Annotated in this window: 18 protein-coding genes; 11 read left to right on the top strand and 7 right to left on the bottom strand. The window is 43.2% G+C overall.

The window, feature by feature from the left end; translation table 11 throughout:
* Window positions 1-15: 15 nt before the first annotated feature.
* The 4 genes from HUW51_RS08450 to HUW51_RS08435 all read right to left on the bottom strand — a co-directional run bounded on the left by HUW51_RS08450 (window position 16) and on the right by HUW51_RS08435 (window position 6572).
* A complete protein-coding gene (locus HUW51_RS08450) occupies window positions 16-546 on the bottom strand; it encodes an REP-associated tyrosine transposase (RefSeq protein WP_185273537.1) in 531 nt (176 codons plus the stop codon).
* A gap of 210 nt (window positions 547-756) precedes the next feature.
* Window positions 757-2922 (bottom strand): RNA-directed DNA polymerase, encoded by a 2166-nt coding sequence (locus HUW51_RS08445; RefSeq protein WP_185273536.1) that lies wholly within the window; start codon window positions 2920-2922, stop codon window positions 757-759.
* 115 nt (window positions 2923-3037) lie between these two features.
* A complete protein-coding gene (locus tag HUW51_RS08440) occupies window positions 3038-5416 on the bottom strand; it encodes a ribonucleoside-diphosphate reductase subunit alpha (RefSeq protein ID WP_185273535.1) in 2379 nt (792 codons plus the stop codon).
* 196 nt (window positions 5417-5612) lie between these two features.
* Entirely contained in the window at window positions 5613-6572 is a 960-nt protein-coding gene (locus HUW51_RS08435) for a ribonucleoside-diphosphate reductase small subunit (protein ID WP_185273534.1), read from the bottom strand.
* 378 nt (window positions 6573-6950) lie between these two features.
* Here HUW51_RS08435 and rplU point away from each other — a divergent pair, with 378 nt between their 5' ends.
* The 3 genes from rplU to HUW51_RS08420 all read left to right on the top strand — a co-directional run bounded on the left by rplU (window position 6951) and on the right by HUW51_RS08420 (window position 9508).
* On the top strand, window positions 6951-7259 hold the full coding sequence (gene rplU, locus HUW51_RS08430) for a 50S ribosomal protein L21 (RefSeq protein ID WP_185273533.1): 309 nt from the start codon (window positions 6951-6953) through the stop codon (window positions 7257-7259).
* A gap of 77 nt (window positions 7260-7336) precedes the next feature.
* The gene (rpmA, locus tag HUW51_RS08425) at window positions 7337-7621 is read left to right on the top strand and encodes a 50S ribosomal protein L27 (RefSeq protein WP_185273532.1); all 285 of its coding nucleotides are present in this window, start codon (window positions 7337-7339) and stop codon (window positions 7619-7621) included.
* A 786-nt stretch (window positions 7622-8407) separates the two neighbouring features.
* Complete coding sequence (locus HUW51_RS08420) at window positions 8408-9508, top strand: amidohydrolase family protein (protein ID WP_185273531.1); 1101 nt, start codon at window positions 8408-8410, stop codon at window positions 9506-9508.
* A 167-nt stretch (window positions 9509-9675) separates the two neighbouring features.
* Here the strand turns inward: HUW51_RS08420 and HUW51_RS08415 are convergent, their stop codons facing one another.
* The gene (locus HUW51_RS08415) at window positions 9676-9924 is read right to left on the bottom strand and encodes a 4a-hydroxytetrahydrobiopterin dehydratase (protein WP_185273530.1); all 249 of its coding nucleotides are present in this window, start codon (window positions 9922-9924) and stop codon (window positions 9676-9678) included.
* A 308-nt stretch (window positions 9925-10232) separates the two neighbouring features.
* Here HUW51_RS08415 and HUW51_RS08410 point away from each other — a divergent pair, with 308 nt between their 5' ends.
* The 4 genes from HUW51_RS08410 to HUW51_RS08395 all read left to right on the top strand — a co-directional run bounded on the left by HUW51_RS08410 (window position 10233) and on the right by HUW51_RS08395 (window position 12888).
* Window positions 10233-11090, top strand: coding sequence for an SDR family oxidoreductase (locus HUW51_RS08410; protein ID WP_185273529.1), 858 nt, complete (start codon window positions 10233-10235; stop codon window positions 11088-11090).
* A gap of 114 nt (window positions 11091-11204) precedes the next feature.
* Window positions 11205-11684, top strand: a complete 480-nt coding sequence (locus HUW51_RS08405) for a hypothetical protein (protein WP_185273528.1) — start codon at window positions 11205-11207, stop codon at window positions 11682-11684.
* Window positions 11685-11881: 197 nt separating this feature from the next.
* Window positions 11882-12118, top strand: a complete 237-nt coding sequence (locus HUW51_RS08400; protein ID WP_185273527.1) for a hypothetical protein — start codon at window positions 11882-11884, stop codon at window positions 12116-12118.
* A 287-nt stretch (window positions 12119-12405) separates the two neighbouring features.
* Window positions 12406-12888, top strand: coding sequence for a hypothetical protein (locus HUW51_RS08395; RefSeq protein ID WP_185273526.1), 483 nt, complete (start codon window positions 12406-12408; stop codon window positions 12886-12888).
* A gap of 78 nt (window positions 12889-12966) precedes the next feature.
* Here HUW51_RS08395 and HUW51_RS08390 read toward each other — a convergent pair whose 3' ends face one another.
* Window positions 12967-13392, bottom strand: coding sequence for a hypothetical protein (locus HUW51_RS08390; RefSeq protein WP_185273525.1), 426 nt, complete (start codon window positions 13390-13392; stop codon window positions 12967-12969).
* A gap of 361 nt (window positions 13393-13753) precedes the next feature.
* Here HUW51_RS08390 and HUW51_RS08385 point away from each other — a divergent pair, with 361 nt between their 5' ends.
* A complete protein-coding gene (locus HUW51_RS08385) occupies window positions 13754-14680 on the top strand; it encodes a hypothetical protein (protein WP_185273524.1) in 927 nt (308 codons plus the stop codon).
* 15 nt (window positions 14681-14695) lie between these two features.
* On the opposite strand, the gene HUW51_RS08380 is transcribed toward HUW51_RS08385, so the two are convergent.
* On the bottom strand, window positions 14696-15592 hold the full coding sequence (locus HUW51_RS08380) for an AraC family transcriptional regulator (protein ID WP_185273523.1): 897 nt from the start codon (window positions 15590-15592) through the stop codon (window positions 14696-14698).
* A 404-nt stretch (window positions 15593-15996) separates the two neighbouring features.
* Between HUW51_RS08380 and HUW51_RS08375 the strand changes: the two genes are divergently transcribed.
* The 3 genes from HUW51_RS08375 to HUW51_RS08365 all read left to right on the top strand — a co-directional run bounded on the left by HUW51_RS08375 (window position 15997) and on the right by HUW51_RS08365 (window position 22292).
* The gene (locus HUW51_RS08375) at window positions 15997-19494 is read left to right on the top strand and encodes a PVC-type heme-binding CxxCH protein (protein WP_185273522.1); all 3498 of its coding nucleotides are present in this window, start codon (window positions 15997-15999) and stop codon (window positions 19492-19494) included.
* Window positions 19495-19573: 79 nt separating this feature from the next.
* Window positions 19574-20485 carry a sugar phosphate isomerase/epimerase family protein gene (locus HUW51_RS08370; RefSeq protein WP_185273521.1) on the top strand — a complete coding sequence of 304 codons (912 nt, stop codon included), beginning with the start codon at window positions 19574-19576 and terminating at the stop codon, window positions 20483-20485.
* Between the two features lie 694 nt (window positions 20486-21179).
* Window positions 21180-22292 carry a Gfo/Idh/MocA family protein gene (locus HUW51_RS08365; RefSeq protein WP_185273520.1) on the top strand — a complete coding sequence of 371 codons (1113 nt, stop codon included), beginning with the start codon at window positions 21180-21182 and terminating at the stop codon, window positions 22290-22292.
* The last annotated feature ends 187 nt before the right edge of the window (window positions 22293-22479 follow it).

Raw genomic sequence — 22479 nt, 5'->3', positions numbered from 1 at the left:
CAAACGCCCTGCTTTTTAAATTACCTGCATTTGCAACGGACTTAGTGGATTAGCGCTGCTATAAACAAAACTTTGCTCGTTGGTTACGATACCCGCTTGTACCGGATTCTGGTGAATGTAATGGAGTTTCTGCCCGATGAGTTCGTTTGTATTTAAATCAATAGGATGGTTGTGGTGCTGCCAGAACTGGAACTCGATGTTGTAATTATTTTTACGGGCAAAATGCCGGAACAAGTACAGCAACCACTCTCGTCGGCTTTCCTGCGGATTATCCTGAATGAGTTGCAATAGTTGTTTAGCGGTATAGCTTTTAAAATCGCGGAGAATATCGCTGAGGGTACCGGTTTCGGCAGCAGCAATAAGGTGTACATGGCTGCTCATGATGCAATAAGCATAAAGCTGTAAGCCTTTCTGTTCCTGGCAAAATTTTAAATTTTTCACCAAAGTATCGCAGTACGCGCTTCGGGTAAACACATCTATCCAGCCTACTACAGTAAGCGTTACAAAAAACAGCCCGCCTTCGTACGTTTTATATGCCCGCGACATATTCCGGCTTATACGGGTTTAAGCCAGGTGGTGGCAAATTTTAGCAGCAAGAATTAGATAGCTAAAAGCAAAAATTTAAAAAATTTAAAAATATCGCGAGCGTCCACGCTCGTGATGCCCATCGTCCGGCCTCTGGCCGGTAGGAACTTGTTGCTGATTTGCTTTTAGGAAAGGTATATCGGTTCGCCCGGCCAGAGGCCTCCCAAATAGTTAGACACGAGCGAGGACGCTCGCGCCATGAGATTTACTTTGCTCACCCTTTATTGCAAGAGAAACTAATAAAATTGAACTTGCTTTGTCTATGTATTCCGAGTAACCAGCAATTAATTTCTTTCTTATCCTACTCAGCTCAGTGAAAGAAATCCTTTTAGTTCTTTTTCCATTTGCAGATGTATAAGAGTGGGACAACTCACTCTTTAATCTTAGTTCATGAATTAAATTTATAGCTAAAGCAAAATTTGGGTATGCAGCTTTTAATTTAACTGAGTTTTTTATAGAACCAATCTTACCCAAATTATATTTGCCTATTGTATTATCTCTTAAGTATAATGAGTCAAGAAGAAGATCATTGAAGACATCTAACTGATTTACAAAGGCTGTCGCATCAGTTTGAGAATACATCTTACAAATATAGATTTGCGTTTCGGCTTTCAACTTATGCTTTCCTAAAAATTTATTCCAATCTAAATTATTAAAAACATCTCCAAACAAATATTTTAAACTTTCTGGTATTGTGCTCTTACGAAAAGGTCTATCTTTTAATTTACCTAAATTAAATAATGCTATTTGGGCTAAATCATTAATTTCTGCATTATTAGCTTGAATATTTAAATTTTTTACTATACATAAATAGGCTGCATTCAAAGCAGTATCATTATCCCTTCTTTCTAAAAAAGAGTTAATCAGCAGCTCATATGATGGTAGGCCATAATCTTTCTCGCTAATTAAATGCATTATAGATTGTATTACCCACTCTGAAGAATCTTTTAAGAATATTTGTAAGTCATAAAATCTAAAATGAAATCCTTTTAATATCCAACTTATAATTGCGGCTTGTAAATTAGGAGAAGTTACATCTTCAATATTCTTGAATTTATTTAAGCAGTAATCAATTACTTCATTGATATGTTTTTCATGAATATTAGACGATAAGCATACAAGGTATTTTGCTGTTACTTCCTCGTATATATTATCTGTCTTTAACTTTTCTACTAATTTCTTCGAGATCAATTTTGAAAGCTTTGTTCTTCTTTCAAAATACCTTAATATGGTTTTATAAAGATGCGAATGTGAATCTAGAAGCTTGATTAAACGGTTATCAAGTTTAATGCTTGGAATAGCTAAACCTATAATAAACTTCAATGCTGTCTCATTATTTACATTTTTATCTCTCCTTATTATAATATCAATTTTTTCTAAAGCGTCATCTGGTTCAATTAACTTGTCGGTATCTTTAATTTCTGGGTCTAAGCTTATAGATTTTAATTCTTGAGCTAAATCTATTATTTTATGAATGTTAATTTTACTCGATTGGGGAAACAAACCAATTTCTTTGCTTAATAAATCAAGTTTTAAAAGAGAACTCCTTATGCCATACTCATCCAAAGCCATTAATCTAATATCATCTACATATCTTAGATACTTAATTGTAGGTTTTAGTTTTTTAAATCCTTCATCAATGTGAGTCATTACCACTTCTGCTAATATTCCTGATGCCATAGGTCCCTGTGGTATACCATGTCCATGATATATGACTTCATTTTTTTGATCTTTACAGGAATAATGATTATGGCAGGTCCATTTTTCAAGACAACTTATTAATCTGTCATTAAAGTCGTTAGAAATACCTAGTCGTTGAAGAAGCTGTCGTAAGACTTTGTGATCTATGGAATCATAAAAAGCAGTTAAATCAAAGGTAGCTGTTGTTGTAAAACCTGCATTAAAAGCTGTTTCTATACTACTGTTAAACCCTTTGTAACCTTTTTTCCAATCTTTTAAGAAAAACCTTGATTTACTTCCTGCATATTGGTTTCCAAAATTTAATAAATCATAATTTTTACCCGCTACAGAATAAAGTTTTTCAGCTATTACATTTACAAACGACTGATAAACAATTTGGTCTTCTATTGTTAAAATCGTAAAAGGACGTAATATTCCACTCTTTTTGGGTAAATATATCTTTACTGGTGGGGATGGGGTATATATATTTTGTTTTAATCTCTTACGAAGACTTTCTAAATTCTCTTTAGAAGAAACTGCATAAGCATTATAGTGATGTCTAAAGTAGTTTTTGTAATCCAGCTTTGCGCTTGAATTCAACCATCTCCAACTTCTGCTTAGATTTTCAATTGCGAATGCTTTATCTAAATCTTTCATGTAAGCCTCTGATAATGCAGTATATAATATTATATGAATTAATTAATTCTTCTAGAATAAGCACTAAAAAAAGAGGCCAATTTATTAGCCTCTCTTTTTTTAGAAATTAAAATTCTTAGCTACCACATGCCTCGCATGCGTCTGGGTTATCCAGGGAGCAGGCCATGTCGCTGCGGTTTTGGTCTGAAACGTTCATGGGTTCCAGGGTTTCAGCGGCTTGTTTTTCTACCGTGAACTTGATCGCGTCGGCGGCGGCTTTGGTACGCAGGTAATACATACCGGTTTTCAGGCCGCGTTTCCACGCGTGGAAGTGCATCGAAGTCAGTTTACCGAAGTTCGGGTTCTGTACGTGCAGGTTCAGGCTTTGGCTTTGGCAGATGTACGCTCCACGGTCAGCGCTCAGGTCAATAATGGTTTTCTGCTTAATTTCCCAAACGGTTTTGTACAGGTCTTTAATGTTCTGCGGAATGTTCGGGATATTCTGGATAGAACCGTTGGCCGCGATAATCTGGTTTTTCATGCTGTCGTTCCAGATACCGAGTTTAATCAGGTCTTTCAGCAGGTGTTTGTTTACCACCATAAACTCACCGCTTAGTACGCGCCGTACATATATATTAGAGGTATACGGCTCAAAGCTTTCGTTATTACCTAAAATCTGCGCAGTAGAGGCGGTTGGCATTGGCGCTACTAACAAGGAGTTACGCACCCCGTGTTCTACTACTTCGTTGCGCAAAGCTTCCCAATCCCAACGGCCCGACTCGGGGGTAACGTCCCACATATCGAACTGGAAGATACCGCGGGAAATAGGCGAACCTTCGAAAGTAGAGTACGGGCCATCTTTCTTCGCCAAATCTTTCGAAGCCGTCATGGCCGCAAAGTAAATAGTTTCGAAAATATCTTTGTTTAAGCGGGCGGCTTCTTCGCTTTCGAACGGCATGCGCAGCGCAATAAACGTATCGGCTAAGCCCTGAATACCTAAACCAATGGGCCGGTGGCGCAGGTTAGAGTTCCGGGCTTCTTCTACGGGGTAGTAGTTAATATCAATTACCTTGTTCAGGTTTTTGGTTACGTGGTAAGTTACCTCATACAGTTTCTGGTGATCAAACTGCTTAATTTCACCTTCGCCGGTTACAAAACGCGGCAACGCCAACGAAGCCAGGTTACATACCGCAATCTCGTCCGGAGCAGTGTACTCAATAATTTCGGTACATAAGTTACTAGACTTAATAGTACCTAAGTTCTGCTGGTTCGATTTGTTGTTAGCGTGGTCTTTAAAGAGCATGTACGGCGTACCGGTTTCGGTTTGGCTTTCCAGAATGGCAAACCACAACTCCTGCGCTTTAATGGTTTTGCGGGCGCGGCCTTCTTTCTCGTATTTTTCGTACAAGCGTTCAAACTCTTTGCCGTAGCAATCCGGTAAACCAGGAGCTTCGTTCGGGCAGAACAAACTCCAGTCGCCGTTGCTTTCCACACGTTTCATAAACAAATCCGGAATCCAGAGGGCGTAGAATAAATCGCGGGCGCGCATTTCTTCTTTCCCGTGGTTCTTACGCAAATCCAGGAATTCAAAAACATCGGCGTGCCAGGGCTCCAGGTAAATCGCGAACGCTCCTTTGCGCTTGCCACCGCCCTGGTCTACGTAACGGGCCGTATCGTTAAACACCTTTAACATAGGTACCAAACCGTTAGAAGTACCGTTAGTGCCTTTAATATAAGAACCTGTAGCCCGGATGTTGTGCGCGCTTAAGCCAATACCACCAGCGCTCTGCGAAATCATGGCGCAGCTTTTCAGGGTATCGTAAATGCCCGGAATGCTGTCTTCTTTCATGGTAAGCAAGAAGCAGCTCGATAATTGCGGCTTAGGCGTACCGGCATTAAACAGGGTAGGCGTAGCGTGGGTAAACCATTTCTCCGACATTAAATTATAAGTCTCGATGGCCGAATCAATGTCGTTTTTGTGGATACCGATAGCTACCCGCATGAGCATGTGCTGCGGCCGCTCCACTACTTTGCCATCCAGGCGCAGCAAATACGAACGCTCCAGGGTTTTGTAACCGAAATAATCGTAGTTGTAATCGCGGTCGTAGATAATGCTGGAGTCCAATAGAGCGGCATTTTTCCGGATAATTTCGTACACGTCTTTTGCCAGCAACGAGGCATTTTCGCCGGTTTTCGGATCTTCGTAAGTATACAGCCGCTTCATGGTGCTGCTGAACGACTTAGCCGTAACCTTATGCAAGTTCGAAATGGCAATCCGGGCCGCCAGAATAGCGTAGTCCGGGTGCTTGGTAGTCATGGAAGCCGAGATTTCGGCGGCCAGGTTATCGAGTTCTACGGTGGTTACCCCATCGTAAATCCCGTCGATTACCTTTTTAGCCACTTCAATCGGCGACACGTAAATCATGTTCAGGCCGTAGCAGAGCTTCTCTATTCGGGCCGTAATTTTGTCAAACTTGACGGACTCACGCCGGCCGTCTCTTTTTATAACTAACATAGTTTTGTAAAAATATAGGTTAAGGGAATCCGGCCGAGCGCAGAACGCCCGGTAATAGATAACAGCCTGATTGCCAAAGCCCCTTCAGGCGAGGTTTTAAAGATATATTTCTGAAATTTTAGGGAGACGAAGAGGCCGGAATTTTTTGGAAAGTGATTCGCTATTTTTTCCGTTGGCCTCATTCGTTGTTTCTGGATTAAAAATCTTCGTCGAGCGAGAACACGTTATCCGTGCGGTCGCTCATCACGCCCGCCTTCTGGTATTCGCCCACGCGTTTTTCGAAGAAATTAGTTTTACCCTGCAGCGAAATCATTTCCATGAAATCGAAAGGATTGGTAGAATTATAAATTTTAGAACAACCCAGGGCCACGAGTAACCGGTCGGCTACAAATTCGATGTATTGGCTCATGAGTTTGGCGTTCATTCCGATTAAGTCTACGGGTAGTGCGTCGGTTACAAATTCTTGCTCAATGGCAACCGCATCGCGAATGATGGTATGTACGCGTTCTTCGGGCAGCGGGTTTTCCAACATCGAGTACAACAAGCAGGCAAAATCACAGTGGAGTCCTTCGTCACGGGAAATCAACTCATTCGAAAACGTTAAGCCCGGCATCAGGCCTCGTTTTTTGAGCCAGAAGATAGAGCAGAATGAGCCGGAGAAAAAGATACCTTCTACGGCGGCAAACGCGATTAAGCGCTCGGTAAAGTTCTCGGAATTAATCCAGCGCAAGGCCCACTCGCCTTTTTTCTTTACGCAGTCTACCGTTTCGAGCGCATTAAACAAGCGGTCTTTCTCGGCCGGATCTTTAATATAGGTGTCAATCAATAAGGAATACGTTTCGGAGTGTATGTTTTCCATCATAATCTGGAAACCATAAAAACAGCGGGCTTCGGGCATTTGCACTTCCTGCATGAAATTAATAGCCAGGTTTTCGTTCACGATACCATCGGAGGCCGCAAAGAAGGCTAAAACGTGCGAAATAAAGTGCCGTTCGCCATCATTCAGACGCTCCCAGTCTTTAATATCCGCCGATAAATCAATCTCTTCGGCCGTCCAGAAGCTGGCTTCGGCTTTCTTGTACATTTGCCAAACGGCGTCGTTCTGAATTGGGAATAGAACGAATCTATTCGGGTTCTCTTGCAATATGGGCTCCATAGATACTAATTAAAGGTAAACGAAATAGGTATTATTAGATCACGTTGATAACCAGCGGGATAACCGGTTTGTACTTTCCGCTGGGCCTTTCTACAGGTGAATCTGATTCAAATATACGGAAGAACCCTGCGGATATTCCTTATAAAATCATTTATTTCTCCACTATTTCTCCACAGATGTTCACACTTAGAATGTGTATAAATAAACCAATTTATGCACAGTAAGTTTTTTAAGACAAGCAAAAAACTAGTTAACGTTTTGTAAATGAGATAAGTAAATAGGAAATTTATTAAATAAATTAAAATAGCGCATATTTGGTAATTACCATAACAAATACTACCTTTGCCCCCTAATTATAAAACCACAAAAGTAAGCTTCATGTACGCAATAGTTGATATCGCAGGTCGTCAGACCAAGGTAGAAGGCGGTAAATTCGTCTATACCAACAAGCTTTCCGGCAATGAGGGTGACGCCGTAGAGTTCGCCAATGTATTATTAACCGAAGACAACGGCACTATTAACGTAGGTGCGCCGTTTGTGGAAAACATTAAAGTTACCGGTAAAATACTTGGCCATGTTAAAGGAGATAAAGTTATTATCTTCAAGAAAAAACGCCGTAAAGGTTACAAAAAGAAAAATGGTCACCGCCAGGATTATACGAAAGTATTAATCGAAAGCATTGCTTAATTAGTAAGAGCAGGTATTTTACAAGTAAATTAATTTAGTAAAATTTTCGGGTTCCCGAATTAAAAGTATAGAAGAAAATGGCACACAAAAAAGGAGCCGGCTCGTCGAACAACGGTCGCGAGTCGCATAGCAAACGACTGGGTGTAAAAATTTACGGAGGCCAGACTATCACCGCTGGTAACATTATCGTGCGTCAGCGCGGTACCGCGCACCATCCAGGCACCAACGTAGGTATTGGTAAAGACCATACCTTATTTGCCTTAACCGATGGTATTGTACAATTTAAAAAAGGCCGCAAAGACCGTTCTTTCGTATCGGTTCTTCCGGTAGATGCTCCTGTAGCTGCTGAAGTTGCTGAGTAATTTTTAAAAATTTTGATTTTAGAAAAGGCTGCCTTAGGGTAGCCTTTTTTCGTTTTAGCTAATTCTGTTTCCGTAGGTTCTTTTGCATTTGAGTTTGTTTAGCAAGGTCTCATTAAAGCAGTTACTTTCTAATAGCATAGTGGCCTTATTTACCCCTCCGCCTGCGGCACCTCCCCTAAAAACAGGGGAGGAGATGTGGCTACTACTTTTTTATTTCTTTCCTTGCTGTGATGTGGAATGCCTCGTTCCTCGGCACCGGAAGCCTACAAGGCGCTCTAGAGCCAAACTGGTGTCTGTTGCTTTTAGCTACTGCTTTTCCTAGTTGAAAGAAATTTCAATTCAAAGTAGTTGCAAAACGCATATAATCTTCTCTTGAATATCAAAGATTTTACTCACTCAAAGTAGAGCTAATAAAGCAAATAATTTAAAGCTCCCCTCCTTAGATAAGGAGGGGCAGGGGTGGTTGACTTCTATTTAAACCACTAAATAATTTACCTTGCATCATACATAAAACTACGAAGCAGATATCTTAAGAAGAGAACAATACCAGTTTTTGTTTTGAGGGCCTTTTAGCGATTCGGTGTGGCGGAGCCACATTCCGCAGCGGAGCGAGGAAAGATTCGCTAAACCGCCCGAAAAGCAAAAACGGGGCCCGCCGGCCATGAGGCCACCAAGCTGATAGAAAGTAGTTACTTTAGTGAGACTTTGCAATGTAAGTTCAGAAACAGAAGGTCAAAAAATTAATAACTCTTTCTTATCTTTAAACCACACTCCACCACTCACCCTATGATCCGCAACAAACTAATACTTCTGTTTCTGGGAAGCATTGTTTCTCCATTCTGCTTAAGTGTTCAAGCGCAGGAAATGAGCTTTGAAGAATACGAGCCTAAATCTACGCTGGTGGTACCCGAGCACCCGGTAACCAAAGCCAAGTACCCGTTTATTGATGTGCACAGTCACCAAAACTCCAATATGAGCAAAGAGGCTATGGCCAAAATAGTGCAAGAGATGGATGCTTTAAACATGCGTACTATGGTTAATTTAAGCGGCGGTAGCGGTGCTACGCTTAAAAGCGGAGTCGCTAATTTAAAAGGCAATTATCCCAACCGGTTTGTAGTATTTGCGAACGTAGATTTTGATAAAATTGATGATCCGGATTTTGGCCGGAAAGCCGCTGCCCAATTAGAACAAGACGTGAAAAACGGCGCTCAAGGATTGAAAATTTTTAAAAATCTGGGCTTGACCGTGAAAGATAAAAACGGCAAAAGAATCCCAACCGACGATCCACGGCTCAATCCTATCTGGCAAAAGTGTGCCGAACTAAAAATTCCTGTACTTATTCATACCGGCGAGCCGCGTTCTTTCTTCGACCCGATCGATAAAAACAACGAGCGCTGGTTGGAGTTGAAACAATTTCCAAACCGCGCCCGTCCCAGCAGCGAATATCCTGGGTGGGAGCAAGTAATGCAGGAGCAGCACAATTTGTTTGCGAACAATCCTAAAACCATATTTATTAATGCCCACCTTGGCTGGCTCGGCGGCGATTTAGCCAGACTGGGTAAGTTATTAGATAAGTTACCAAATGTGTACACCGAGATTGGTGCCGTACTCGCGGAAATAGGCCGCCAGCCGCACTTTGCCCGCGAGTGGTTTATTAAATACCAGGACCGGGTGTTATTTGGGAAAGATATTTACGCTCCCACCGAATACTACACCTACTTCCGGGTACTCGAAACCGACGACGAGTACTTCGACTATTACCGCAAACGCCACGCTTTCTGGAAAATGTATGGTTTAAACCTGCCGGACGAGGTATTGAAAAAGTTGTATTACAAAAATGCATTAAAAATTATTCCCCGCTTAGATACCAGCGGTTTTCCAAAATAAAGGGGGGAAAGCTTACTATGATCTAAAAATTTAATTCTTGTGCGCATAGCGGCGATTGATGCTTTAGTTTCTTACTGAAGTTGTTTTATATCACTAAGGCGCGGATTTACTTCCATGCCTTACTCAAAATGCTAGTCAGCCGCTGCCATGCAAATTTTTTAATATTATTAATTACTGGCATACGTACCCGCCAGTTCATCAATGCGCTGCGCTAATTTGCGATCGCGGTTAGTAACGGTATTGCCGGCATCAAAGGTATATAACTCAAAATAGACTACATTATACACATTCCGCCAGTCCGGATGGTGATCCATTTCCTCGGCGAGCGCGGCTACTTGGGTCATAAATGCGAATGCCGTTTTAAAATCCGGGAACCGGAAAGTTTTCTTCAACCGGTTGTCTGTTTCTGTCCACATAAGGGTAATTTTTTAAAAAATTTAGATACAATACAAATTAATGTAGCCCAGGCCGTTACCGTAGCAGTTGCGTAGCCTAACCTGTAAACTTCAGATTATTATTTATATACAGAGCTATTTTGTTCCCACGTTAGCTAGTACAGCCTACCCTTTAATTATTCAGGTTCAAAAATATAGTACTATTCTCCTTTAGATTACGAGTTTTTAATTTTTTAACTTAAATAATAGCAATCGAATGGAAATTTGTAGAACTGCAATAAATGCCTTTCGTATAGAATGGCTCTCGTGCGAATATTAACTTTTAAACTATGGAAAATAAACCTACGTCGCAGCCAGATCAGCACCAGGCTGACCAACCCGGCGATGAATATAAAATGACTCCCAAGCCCGAAATTATCCGGGATAATTATAAAGGAAGCGATAAACTAGCCGGTAAAGTGGCTTTTATTACAGGGGGCGATAGTGGCATTGGGCGCGCCGTGGCGGTGCATTTTGCCCGCGAAGGCGCTGATATTGCCATTGTATACCTCGACGAAAACGAAGATGCCCGCGAAACCAAACGCTTAATAGAAGCCGAAGGCCGTAAATGTTTGCTTATTCAGGGCGACTTGCGCGAAGAAGGTTTTTGTAAAAATGCGGTGCAGCAAGCCGTGGATGAGTTTGGCGGAAAAATAAACATTGTAGTTAACAATGCGGCCGAGCAACACGAACAAAAAGAGTTGGAAAGCATTAGCCAGGAGCAGTTAGAAGCTACTTTCCGGACTAATATTTTTGCTTATTTTTATGTGGCACAAGCAGCTTTGCCGCACCTGCAAAAAGGCGATAGTATTATAAATACCACGTCGGTTACGTCTTTCCGGGGCAGCAGCCATTTAATAGATTATTCGGCTACCAAAGGCGCCATTACAACTTTTACCCGTTCGCTGTCGCAGAACCTGGCCGAAAAAGGAATCCGGGTAAATGCCGTAGCGCCAGGCCCCATCTGGACGCCGCTAATACCGGCTACGTTAGAAAATGTGGCTGATTTTGGCTCCGATGTACCTCTGGGCCGGGCGGGGCAACCCTCCGAAGTGGCACCCGCTTACGTTTTTCTGGCTTCGGAAGATGGCTCGTACATTACCGGCCAAATAATACATGTAAACGGCGGCGAAGTAGTTGCGGGTTAATTTTTAAACCTACTCTTGTAAAAAACAGTAAAAGAAGGCATTTAGTAAAAGGTATTTTCTAATTGTAAAAACTAAAATAAAATTTAAAAAATGGCAACTGTAATGTATAAAGTTATGAGCGAAGAAACGACCAATCGGGCCGGGAAGGTTAGAGTTTTAGATTCCGATACCGATTTTGAAGAAATGAATGCCGGGCACATAATCCCGAACGCTGATCCACCAAAGAATGAGCACGCCCGGGGTGGGTTCGGCGACCGCGATGGCCGTAATGGTTACGGCACCGACTCTCCAAACGGAGATACTGCTTTATCGATGAACGAAGATTCCGAAGACCCCAATGCCCATTATGATGGTTTGCAAATTGGCGAGCAATTAAACTCCGGATCTTCTATTGTGGCTCTGGACGAGGACGAAGACGATGAAGATTTTGACGATGTAGATACCGACGATGATTTCGACGATGACGATGTAGATATCAGCGAAATACCAGATGATGATTTTGATTCAGACTTGGACGACGATTTTGATGATGACGTAGATGATCTGGACTTAGACGATGACGAAGACATCGACGACGACGAAGATCGCTTCTAGTAGCTTGCGGCTACATTTACTATAAACCTATTGCAACTCAACAAGCGCGGGCAGTAACTTAAGCATACCTGTATGGATTACTGGCGTTGTCAGGGGTATATATGGGATTTGCTGGCGTAATAGTATTAATTGCTGTTGAGCGATCTTGAAAATTAAATTAAAAGAAAGTATCATTCATTTTAAAGAAGGAGGTAATTATGCCGTATAAAAGTAATAATACCAGTAAGCAGTCTAAAAGACCAATGGGCGATCCGGCTGGTGAAGGTGTAGGAGGCATGAAAGATATTAATGCGGAAAGTTCATTGAAGGCCATGGATGAATTAGGGGAAAAATACACCGACGACAACGGCGAACCAGATATTCCTACTACACCGGGCAGTCATCCAAACCGCAACACAAACAAACCAAATATTGATAAACCCGCTTACGGGTAATAAATAAATGGTAACTATTACAAAAAAGCACTGTGGCAACATAGTGCTTTTTTGTTTGTAAGCAGGTAATTCATAAAATTGATAATATCAGGCTTGCCGGCCGGAGTTATATAGCATATAAATTATAGTGGGTACCTTTTAAATTTTAAAAATTTACCAATACTCCTATATTTAAAAGGTTCAAAAGTTTATTTCCGATACGCTTAACTCAACTTGTAAGACGGTAAACGCGTAAACTTTAAAACATGCAAACGCATGGCTAGAGTTTTTAAACAGTAAACGATAGAATGATGGCAACAAAAGATAGTGGAAATAGTCAGGGACAAGCAACACCAAATGCGCCTCAGATTGATAATATAGATGAGGTAACCAATGTGGATGAAAACAACCGCAACCTGGACGATGTAAACGATGTGGGCGGAGAAGTAGATAAAGGCCAGGCGCACGATGATTTTAACGGTGGCGGCGATGTATTAGGCCGGCGGGGCGGTGGCCCCGGCGAAAAAAGCGGCTTAGGCAAAGAACCTACCCCACACGGCAAGCAGCCCCACACCATTAGCGATAAAGATACCGGCCACGGCACACACCGGGGCGGCATGGGACCTGGCCACAGCGGCCAAAAAGGCAACCATCAAGGTCATGATACCCAGAGCCCCGGACAAAATACCCCGGGCAAGAACCGGAAAGAAGAATTAAACACCGGTAGCCTCGAGAACCAGGCCGGTTTAAAAGAAGAAGGCGAGGGGGGGCAACAACCCAGAAAGCGGTAAATAACTATAAAGAACAAAATACTAAAAAGGCTGCTCGTAAATAAACAGCCTTTTTAGTATTTATTTAAGCTCTTTTTCTTATTCTGATTTGCGGGCAATTTCGTTTAAAACGCATTGTTGGGCAAACGAGATATTAGCACAAATTTCATACTCTTCGAGCTCCGCAAAAATCAATTCCTGAAAACGTAAGTTTAACAGAATTTCGTGTAAATCTTTGGGCAGCGCAAAAAATACCAATTGGTTTATAGGAGTATGGGTTGCGGGCTCTGCAGTAAACAATACATTATAATTAAATACCAAACTGCACATGCTATCCAGGTACAGGCATAATTTTTCTAAATATTGTTCGTCGTAATTCTTTTTAATGCCACTTTCAAAAAACAAGTGTAAAAAGCGCATACGGGCAAATAAAAGTTTGTCATCTTCAGTGCGGTACATTTGTACTGCATCACCTACTAAGTATCCTTTGTCTTCAAAGAATTGCTTGCTCTCTGGAATGGTCATGACGTGAAATAAAAAACGATTATTCTGGTAAGTTACAGGTATCTCAGAAATTTCAAAAAAAAGGAATTATAATTTTTTCAATTTCTTATAAATGCCCAAAACAAACTTGAATAGAGAATATACTCGTTAAATATTATCTAAAAATAGGAATAAATATAGCGGAAGCCTATATAAAAACAGGTGAATACAGCGAGTTTTAGTCTTAGGTTTATCTCTTTGTTGGCAGCCAGCAACACCCCAAACCAGGAATTTAAAAGAGAAGTATGCCTAAACATCAACCCTATACTTTCGTCTTCGTAGAAAATGGGGATCACGCTCTGTAACTAAGGAGCGTACAGTCATTTACCTTAATTGAAAAAACATGCAAGATTATCAAAATAATAGAAGACAAGATGATCGGGACGATCGTTTGGAAGAAAATCAACGGATAGGCAAACGCATAGCCGAAGATAACCGCAACCAGAATTCTAACAATCAGTACCGGAACAATTACGATTACCGCAATAATGCGGATTTTAATAACCGCGGCAACCAACATTACGGTGCCGACCCTAACAGCGCTTACCGGAATGCTGATATAAATTTTGGGGATAATCGGGACCATCGCCGGAATTCTAACCAGAACTACGACCAAAACCAAGCATTCGGGCAAAACAATTCGCGGAACCAGCAAAACTGGCCGGTAGATAGAGGTCAGGAAAATTATCGCCACGAAGAACGCGTGAACGATAACCAGTTTAACCAAAATAACCGGAACCAAAATAATTATAACCAGGATTACCGGTACAACCAAGGCAATCGGTACCAGCAAAATAACCAGTACCAGAATAACCGCTACGATAACAACGACAACCGCGGTTACGACCGATACACCGAGAGTGATAACCGCTTTTACGCTGGCGAAGAACCCCGTATGTTTGATGACCGAAAGCAATTTGCCGCCGAAGACTATCGCTACGGCAGCGGTAACCGGCACTGGGAAACTCCGGGCCAAGATAACGACCATGATCATGACCAGAACCGGAACCACGACAACCGGGGCTTTTTTGGCCGTATTGTAGACCAGGTGCGCGAAGACTGGCGTACGTTTACGCATCCGGACGATATACAGAACGAACGGGATACTAACCGGAATAATCAACAAAATCAGAATTGGCGCAACGAGCCGCGTAATTTTAACCGGGGCTACGAATCAGGGCCACGTTGGGCCGACGAGGATGACTCCCGCCGCCGGACCAACGACCGTTGGCGCGATCGCAATAACGACGATGATAACCGCCGTTGGTAACAGAAAAGCCGGATTTTATCCGGCTTTTTTATTTTCGGGCAGGTTACTGCTCAGGTATTGCTTTTGGTACTGCAAAGGACTTAAACCCGTAATGGCTTTAAATTGGGTATTAAAGTTAGATAAGGTTTTGTACCCGCTTTCGTAACAAATCTGGGTAACGGTCCATTTTTCTTCGATGAGTAATTTACAGGCATAACCAATCCGGATTTCGCTCACAAAATCGTAAAAAGTTTTATTAGCCCTGGCTTTAAAATACCGGCAAAAAGCCGAGGGACTCATATTGGCCACTTCGGCCACGGATTCCAGCGAAATCGAATTTTTAAAATTAGTTAATACGTAATCGTGTACTTGCTGCATCCGGGGGGTATCCGAAGGTTTAAAGGTGTTGGTAAAACCGTTGCTGGATAGTAGGTTGTACTCCGTAGAGCGGGCCAGCGTATGTAATATCTCCAGCAAAACCAGAATCCGGTCGAAGCCGGTTAATTGCTCCAATGCTTTTATTTGGTGCGTTAAAATATCGCGGGTATACCCCAGTATTTCTAAACCCCGTTCCGATTGTTGCAGCAGGTGTTTTAGAGCGAACATTTCGGGCTTATGAAAAAAATCAGTTCCTAAAAAGTGCGCATCAAAATAAACCACGATGCCTTGTACCTGGCAATCCGGGTTGCCTTTAAAATAAACCGTATCGCTTCGCCACAAATGGGGCAAATTTGGCCCGGTAAAAACCAAATCACCCGCTTCAAAATGCTGGATAGAATCCCCGATAAATCGGGTGCCCGTACCCTCCAGCACCAAAAATAACTGATACTCCGGATGAAAATGCCAGTTCGGGTCGAAATGCGGATCATGCAGTTTCTTTACGGTAAAAGACCCCGTGGTTTGATTAGCTGACTTCCGGATAACAGGTTTCATACGGGCAAGGAGAATAGATAATTTTTAAAAATAACAAAATTTTAAAAATTTTTGAAATCAGAAATTCAGTACCAAGACAAAGTGATGTGTGTAATCTTACCCCGTCTGAATAAATGCTAATCTTTAACTTGCACTGGACTTCACACACCAATCCGCAAATCAGCTAAATCTTAAAAAGCCCATTGCTTCGTCTGGTATTTACAACCCGCTTATAAGCCCTCTCCTTTTATTGTACCTAAATTTCTTTAAACCCGACTTAAACTAGTCAATATACAGTAAATTTCAGTTAAAAAACAGGCAGTTTTGGATTTAGTAATAGAGTAAACTTGTAAATGCGTCCTAATTTTAGTAAGCTTATTTAATTGTATTATAAGTTCTTGCACCATAAAAAGTAATATTAGTATATGCAACGAAGTATTTTTATCATTTTTTTGATGGCGTTATTGGTAGGTAGTTGTGTGAAAAACCCCAACTCCAGCCAAAACACCAGTCAGGCTCCCCGGCGGGTCGAAGTTTTGTTTTTGGGCCATGAAAGCGAACATCACAATTCGAATAAGTATGCGCCAACACTGGCTACGGCCTTGTTCAGCCGAGGCATTAATATCACGTACACCACTAGCCCTGCTGATTTAAATTCAGAAAATTTAAAAAAATACGATGGTTTAATTATTTATGCAAACCACGAAAAAATTGCGCCGGAGCAGGACCAAGCTTTAACCGAGTTTGTAGAAAGCGGCAAAGGCTTTATTCCTATTCACTGCGCCTCGTTCTGTTTCCAGAACTCCGAGAACTACATCAAAATGGTAGGTGGTCAGTTTAAAACCCACAAAACCGGCGACTTCACCGCTAAAATCATAGATGCCAAGCACCCTACCATGCAGGACATCACCGAGTTCTCTACCTGGGACGAAACCTACGTGCACGATAAGTTAAATCCAGATAATAAAGTACTCATGACCCGCGACGAAGGCGGCCGACCAGAGCCCTGGACCTGGGTACGGGAGCAAGGCAAAGGCCGCGTATTTTATACCGCTTACGGCCACGACGAACGTACCTGGAACAACCCTGGCTTTCAGAAATTAATTGGCAATGGCGTATTATGGGCCGTGGGCGATAAAGTAAGTAAACAAGTAGAAAAACTGGCTTTACCCACTTTAACCTACGTAGATGCTGCCGTACCTAACTACGAAAAACGCGATCCGGCCCCGAAATTTCAAAATCCATTAAGCCCCGCCGAGTCACAGAAATTAATTCAGGTACCCGTTGACTTTGATTTGCAATTATTCGCCGCCGAACCAGACATTATCAACCCGATCTCCATGGCCTGGGACGAACGCGGCCGTTTATGGGTAATTGAAACCGTAGACTACCCGAACGAAGTGCGCGAAGAAGATGGCGTGGGCGATGACCGCATTAAAATTTGCGAAGACACTAATGGCGATGGCAAAGCTGATAAGTTTACTATTTTCGCCGATAAACTCAACATCCCCACCAGCCTTGTTTTTGCTAATGGCGGCGTTATTATTTCACAAGCTCCGGTATTTATGTTCTTAAAAGATACCAACGGCGACGATAAAGCCGACGTGCGCGAAGTTATTATAGATGGCTGGGGAAAATTCGATACCCACGCCGGGCCTTCTAATTTAAAATATGGCCTGGATAATAAAATCTGGGGCACGGTAGGTTACTCGGCTTTTAAAGGTACCGGCGAAAACCAGAACCTTGCTTTCAGCCAGGGCTTGTACCGCTTTAACCCCGATGGTAAAAACCTGGAATATTTAGCTAAAACCAGTAACAACACCTGGGGCTTAGGCTTCAACGAAAACTTTGACGTGTTTCTGTCTACGGCTAATAATACGCACAGCGCTTATTATTACATGCCCGATAAAAATTTAAAAAGAGTGCTGGTAGGTGGCAGCGGTGCTCAGGGAATTAAAAAAATCGACGGCCACTACGACATGCACACCATGACGCCGAACCTGCGCCAGGTAGACGTGCACGGCGGTTTTACCGCGGCGGCTGGTCATAACTTATACACCGCCAGAAACTTCCCGAAAGAATACTGGAACCGCATTGCTTTTGTGTGTGAACCCACCGGACGCGTAGTGCATAACGCTATTATGGAGCCGAGCGGCGCCGGTTACGTAGAAAAAGACGGCTGGAACTTTATGGCTTCTTCTGATGAATGGATGGGCCCGGTGCACGCCGAAGTTGGTCCGGATGGTGCCGTTTGGGTAGCCGATTGGTACGACTTTATTATTCAGCACAACCCTACGCCAACTCCGGATCGGGGTGGTTACCAGGCCGAAAATGGGAAAGGTAACGCCTACATTAACCCTTTACGCGACCACGACAAAGGTCGGATTTACCGCGTAGTTTACAAAAATGCGAAACCTTACGACCCGGTTAAACTGGATAAAAACAAACCCGAAACTTTAGTAGCGGCTTTAAACAACGATAACATGTTCTGGCGCACTACGGCCCAGCGTTTAATCGTAGAAGGTAAACACCAATCGGTATTACCGGAGCTGTACAAAATAGCGGCAAACCAAAGTGTAGACGAAATTGGCGTAAATGCCCCGGCGGTGCACGCCCTCTGGACCATGCACGGTTTAGGCGCCCTAGATGAATCTAACCAAGAAGCTTTGCAGGTCGCCATTAAGGCTTTGTCGCACCCGGCGGCTGGCGTTCGCAAAACAGCTATTCAGGTATTACCTAAAAACGCGGAGGTTAAACAAGCTTTATTAAAATCTAACCTGATTAATGACTCCGCCCTGCCTACTCGTTTAACGGCTATTCTGGCCCTTGCCGAAATGCCTACTTCCGACGACATTGGTCAGGCTATTTACACTGCTAGTTTATCACCCGATAACGATAAAGATCCGGCTTTAGCGCAAGCTTTATTTGTAGCTACCACAAAACACCAGGCGGGTTTTAAAAGCGCCATGCAAAAAGACACTAAAAAATCGGAATCCGCATCTGCTGGTTTAGTACCCCGGATAGCCCAAAGCTTAGATAAAGATGTGCGTTTGCTGGAAAGATGGTCGCGGATGCCGGCCGCCGAAGCACCGAACGTAGTGGGTAAAGAAATTACCATTAAATCAGCCGTTATTAAACCCAGAAGTGGCCAGCCCAGCGGCGTTATTATGACCCACGGCGACACCAACCAAGGTTATGGCTTGTACATCAACGAGGATAAAGTAACCCTACTCGTAAAACAAAAAGGTAAACCGTACTCTATTTCGGCTCCGGTACCGCAGGAAAACCGCTTCGAAGTGGTAGCCCAATTAGCCCAAAATGGGAAAATGGCTTTGCAGCTCGATGGCAAAACGGTAGCCGAAGGCAAAGCGCCCGGGTTATTTAAACAAGCACTTACTTCTGATTTGGCCATTGGCGTAGGAGGAAAAGACGACAAGAAGTTTGGCCCGTACAAAGACGATTTTAACTTCGATGGTAACTTATCCAACACGTTCCTGGAAGTAGGTTCCATTGTAGTTACTGCAGTGCCTACCACTGAAAAGGCCGATGTTACCATTAACCTGAAAGTGGTAAAAGACCAGATGCAGTTCGATAAAAAATCGTTCACGGTAAAAGCCGGTCAGGTAGTAGAACTGGTACTGGAGAACCCGGACTTTATGCAGCACAACTGGGTACTCGTAATGACCGGCATGACCGATAAAGTAGGCGCTGCCGCCGATAAATTGGCCGCCGACCCCAAAGGTGCCGAAAAGAATTACGTGCCTAAAATGAACGAGGTAATTGCTGCCACCGACCTGGTAAATCCCGAAGGCCGGACGGTAATCCGGTTTAAAGTACCGCAAAAAACCGGCGATTACCCTTACGTGTGTACCTTCCCGGGCCACTGGCGCATCATGAACGGGGTCATGAAAGTAACCAACTAAGGCGGAAATCTTAAAATTTAAAAAACGCGGCAGCATGAAAAAGCTACCGCGTTTACTTCTCACAAATTTTTTAATTTTTATGGCATTAAACGTAAAATTTGGCGTAAGCACCTGGCTCTGGACCTCTCCGTTCGATTCAACTACGCTAGCGTTATTTCCTAAAATCAAAGCAATGGGTTACGACGTCGTAGAGATTCCCGTAGAAGATCCCGGCCTGATAGATGCGCCCAAGTTAAAAGAAGCCTTAGAGACTAATGGCCTAGAGGGTTTGGTTTGCGGCGCCTTTGGTACTACCCGCGATTTAACCCACGACGACGAACAATACCACCGCAACAGCATCGAGTACATTACCCAGTGTTTTCAGATTGCCGAAGCTATTGGCTGCTCCTTTGTATCGGGCCCCATGTATTCAGCGGTAGGCAAAGCCCGGCTGGTATCGCTGGAACAAAAGAAAATTGAATGGGACCGGGCCGTTACCAACTTACAGAAAGTATGCACTATCGCCGAGCAATACGGCCAGGCCATTGCGCTGGAACCTATCAACCGCTTCGAAACCGACTTAATTAATAATGCCAGCGATGTCATGCAATTAATCCGTGACATCAACCATCCGGCGGCCCAGGTTTCCCTGGATGGCTTCCACATGAACATTGAAGAACCAGATATTGAGCAAGCCATTTTACTAGTAGGCGATAAACTGCGGCACGTGCAAGTATCCGAAAATTACCGCGGTACACCGGGCACTGGCCAAACCCGCTGGGATGCTTTCTATCGCGGCTTATCCGCCATTAATTACCAAGGAGCCGTCGCCATCGAAAGTTTTACGCCCAACGTGAAAGAGCTAGCCGGAGCCGTATGCATCTGGCGCCCCTTAGCCGAAAGCCAGGATGGTTTTGCTTCGGAAGGTATTCAATTTTTAAAAAAATGGGCCAGAGGGGAAGAAAAGGTTAAGCATGAAGATGGTATAGCAAGTGCTTTGGTTGGGAGATGATATTTTGTTCACATAACGGTAGCATCCTATGGCGCGGAAGTTACTTCCGTGACTTGCTATTCTAGCAGTAGATTCTTGTTCGCATAGCCACTTTATAACTATGATTTCAGAGTGAAGCTGTTTCATTGCTAGTGTATTTGTTCTTTTTGTCTTGACACAAAAAGAACCAAAAAAGTCAAGACGCTAAAAACTCGCTGAACGCTCGAACAGTTTAGCGTCAAACTCTTGCACCTGACTAATGCTACTTGTTGCATCGTTAATTGGCAAAATTTAAAAAATTTAAAAATACTATTTCCGATGTCATTCAGGAGGAACCTATTTTACTACGAAGCCAAATAGATTTCTCCTGAATGACGGAATAAATTAAAAGGTTTTAAGAGCAATATCTTAATTCGCAGCAATATAGGAAGGTTCGTTCTTTCTTTTTGATCAGAAAAGCCGGAGCTAAAAGCAAAGACGCCAGTTCGGCTATTGAGGACCTTCTAAGGTTCTGGTTCTGCGTAGCAGAATTCCGCAGCGGAGCGAGGAAAGGAAGCTTAGACAGCCCGAAAGAGTCAAACGAGGCCCGCCGGCCATGAGGCAAACTCAGCCCGTTCAATCAAGATGGAACCTGTGCCTGGAGGCTGGAACAGACTCCAGGCACAGCCAAAAGAACTTAATCAAAAACGTACTAATTTCAAAAATTATAAAAACTATGACCCAACAAAAAATCAAAGTAGCCATAGTCGGATTGGGCTTCGGTGCCGAATTTATTCCGATTTACCAGAAGCATCCGAACGCCATTATGTACGCCATTTGCCAGCGGAACGAAGAAAAGCTGAACGAAATAGGCGACGCCTTTGGCATAGAAAAACGCTACACCGATTACGCCGAGTTGTTAAAAGACACGGAAGTAGATGCTATACATATTAACACCCCTATTCAAAGCCACGCAGAGCAATCGCTGGCAGCTTTACGGGCCGGCAAGCACGTAGCTTGTACCGTACCCATGGCCACTACCGTAGAAGAATGCCGCCAGATTGTAGAAGCCGTAAAAGAAACCGGCAAAACCTACATGATGATGGAAACGGTGATCTACAGCCGCGAATTTTTGTTCGTGAAAGAAATGTACGAAAAAGGTGAATTAGGTAAACTGCAATTCATCCGGGCTTCGCACCAACAGGAAATGGCCGGTTGGCCGGGGTACTGGGAAGGCTTGCCACCCATGCACTACGCTACCCATTGCGTGGGTCCGGTATTGGCTTTGCCGAAAGCCCAGGCCGAATACGTATCGTGCTTTGGTTCCGGCCGCATCGACGAAAACTTAATTTCGAAATACGGTTCTCCGTTTGCCATCGAGTCCTGCCACATCAAGTTAAAAGATTCCGATTTAAGCGCTGAAGTAACCCGTTCTTTGTTTAATACGGCTCGCCAATACCGCGAAAGCTTTGACGTGTACGGTTCGAAGAAAACGTTTGAATGGACCTTAATTGAACACGAAGACAACGTAATCCATACTGGCGAAACCCCCGAAAGAGTAAAAACCCCGGATTACGCACATTTACTGCCAGCAGAAATTCAGTCGTTCACCCAGCAAGGTGTGTACGACTCCGGCGACAACCAGCATTTGTCTTTTATTCAAGGTTCCGGCCACGGTGGCTCGCACCCGCACCTGGTACACGAGTTCTTAACCGCCTTAGTCGAAAACCGCGAGCCTTACCCCAATGCGCAGCAATCCGCTAACATTACCTGCGTGGGTATTCTGGCCCACGAATCCGCCATGAAAGGTGGCGAAATAATTCCTTTGCCGGATTTTACGCTGGCTTAAATTTAAGATAATTCCTTTTGATAATCCCATTGGCTGTTTACATGCACAGCCGATGGGATTTTTCTTTTAAACTCTGGTAAATCAACTTCTTTAAAGTTTATCGAAACAAAGCGACGACCAGCTAAACAAAGACTTGTAAAATGTAAAAATTTAAAAAATCAGCTTTGTATTGGCTTTATATTTCTAA

The organism is Adhaeribacter swui, from assembly GCF_014217805.1.
Classification (GTDB): Bacteria; Bacteroidota; Bacteroidia; order Cytophagales; family Hymenobacteraceae; genus Adhaeribacter; species Adhaeribacter swui.
Note: the sequence above shows the minus strand (reverse complement) of the source record. Positions and strands in the feature narration are given on the sequence as shown.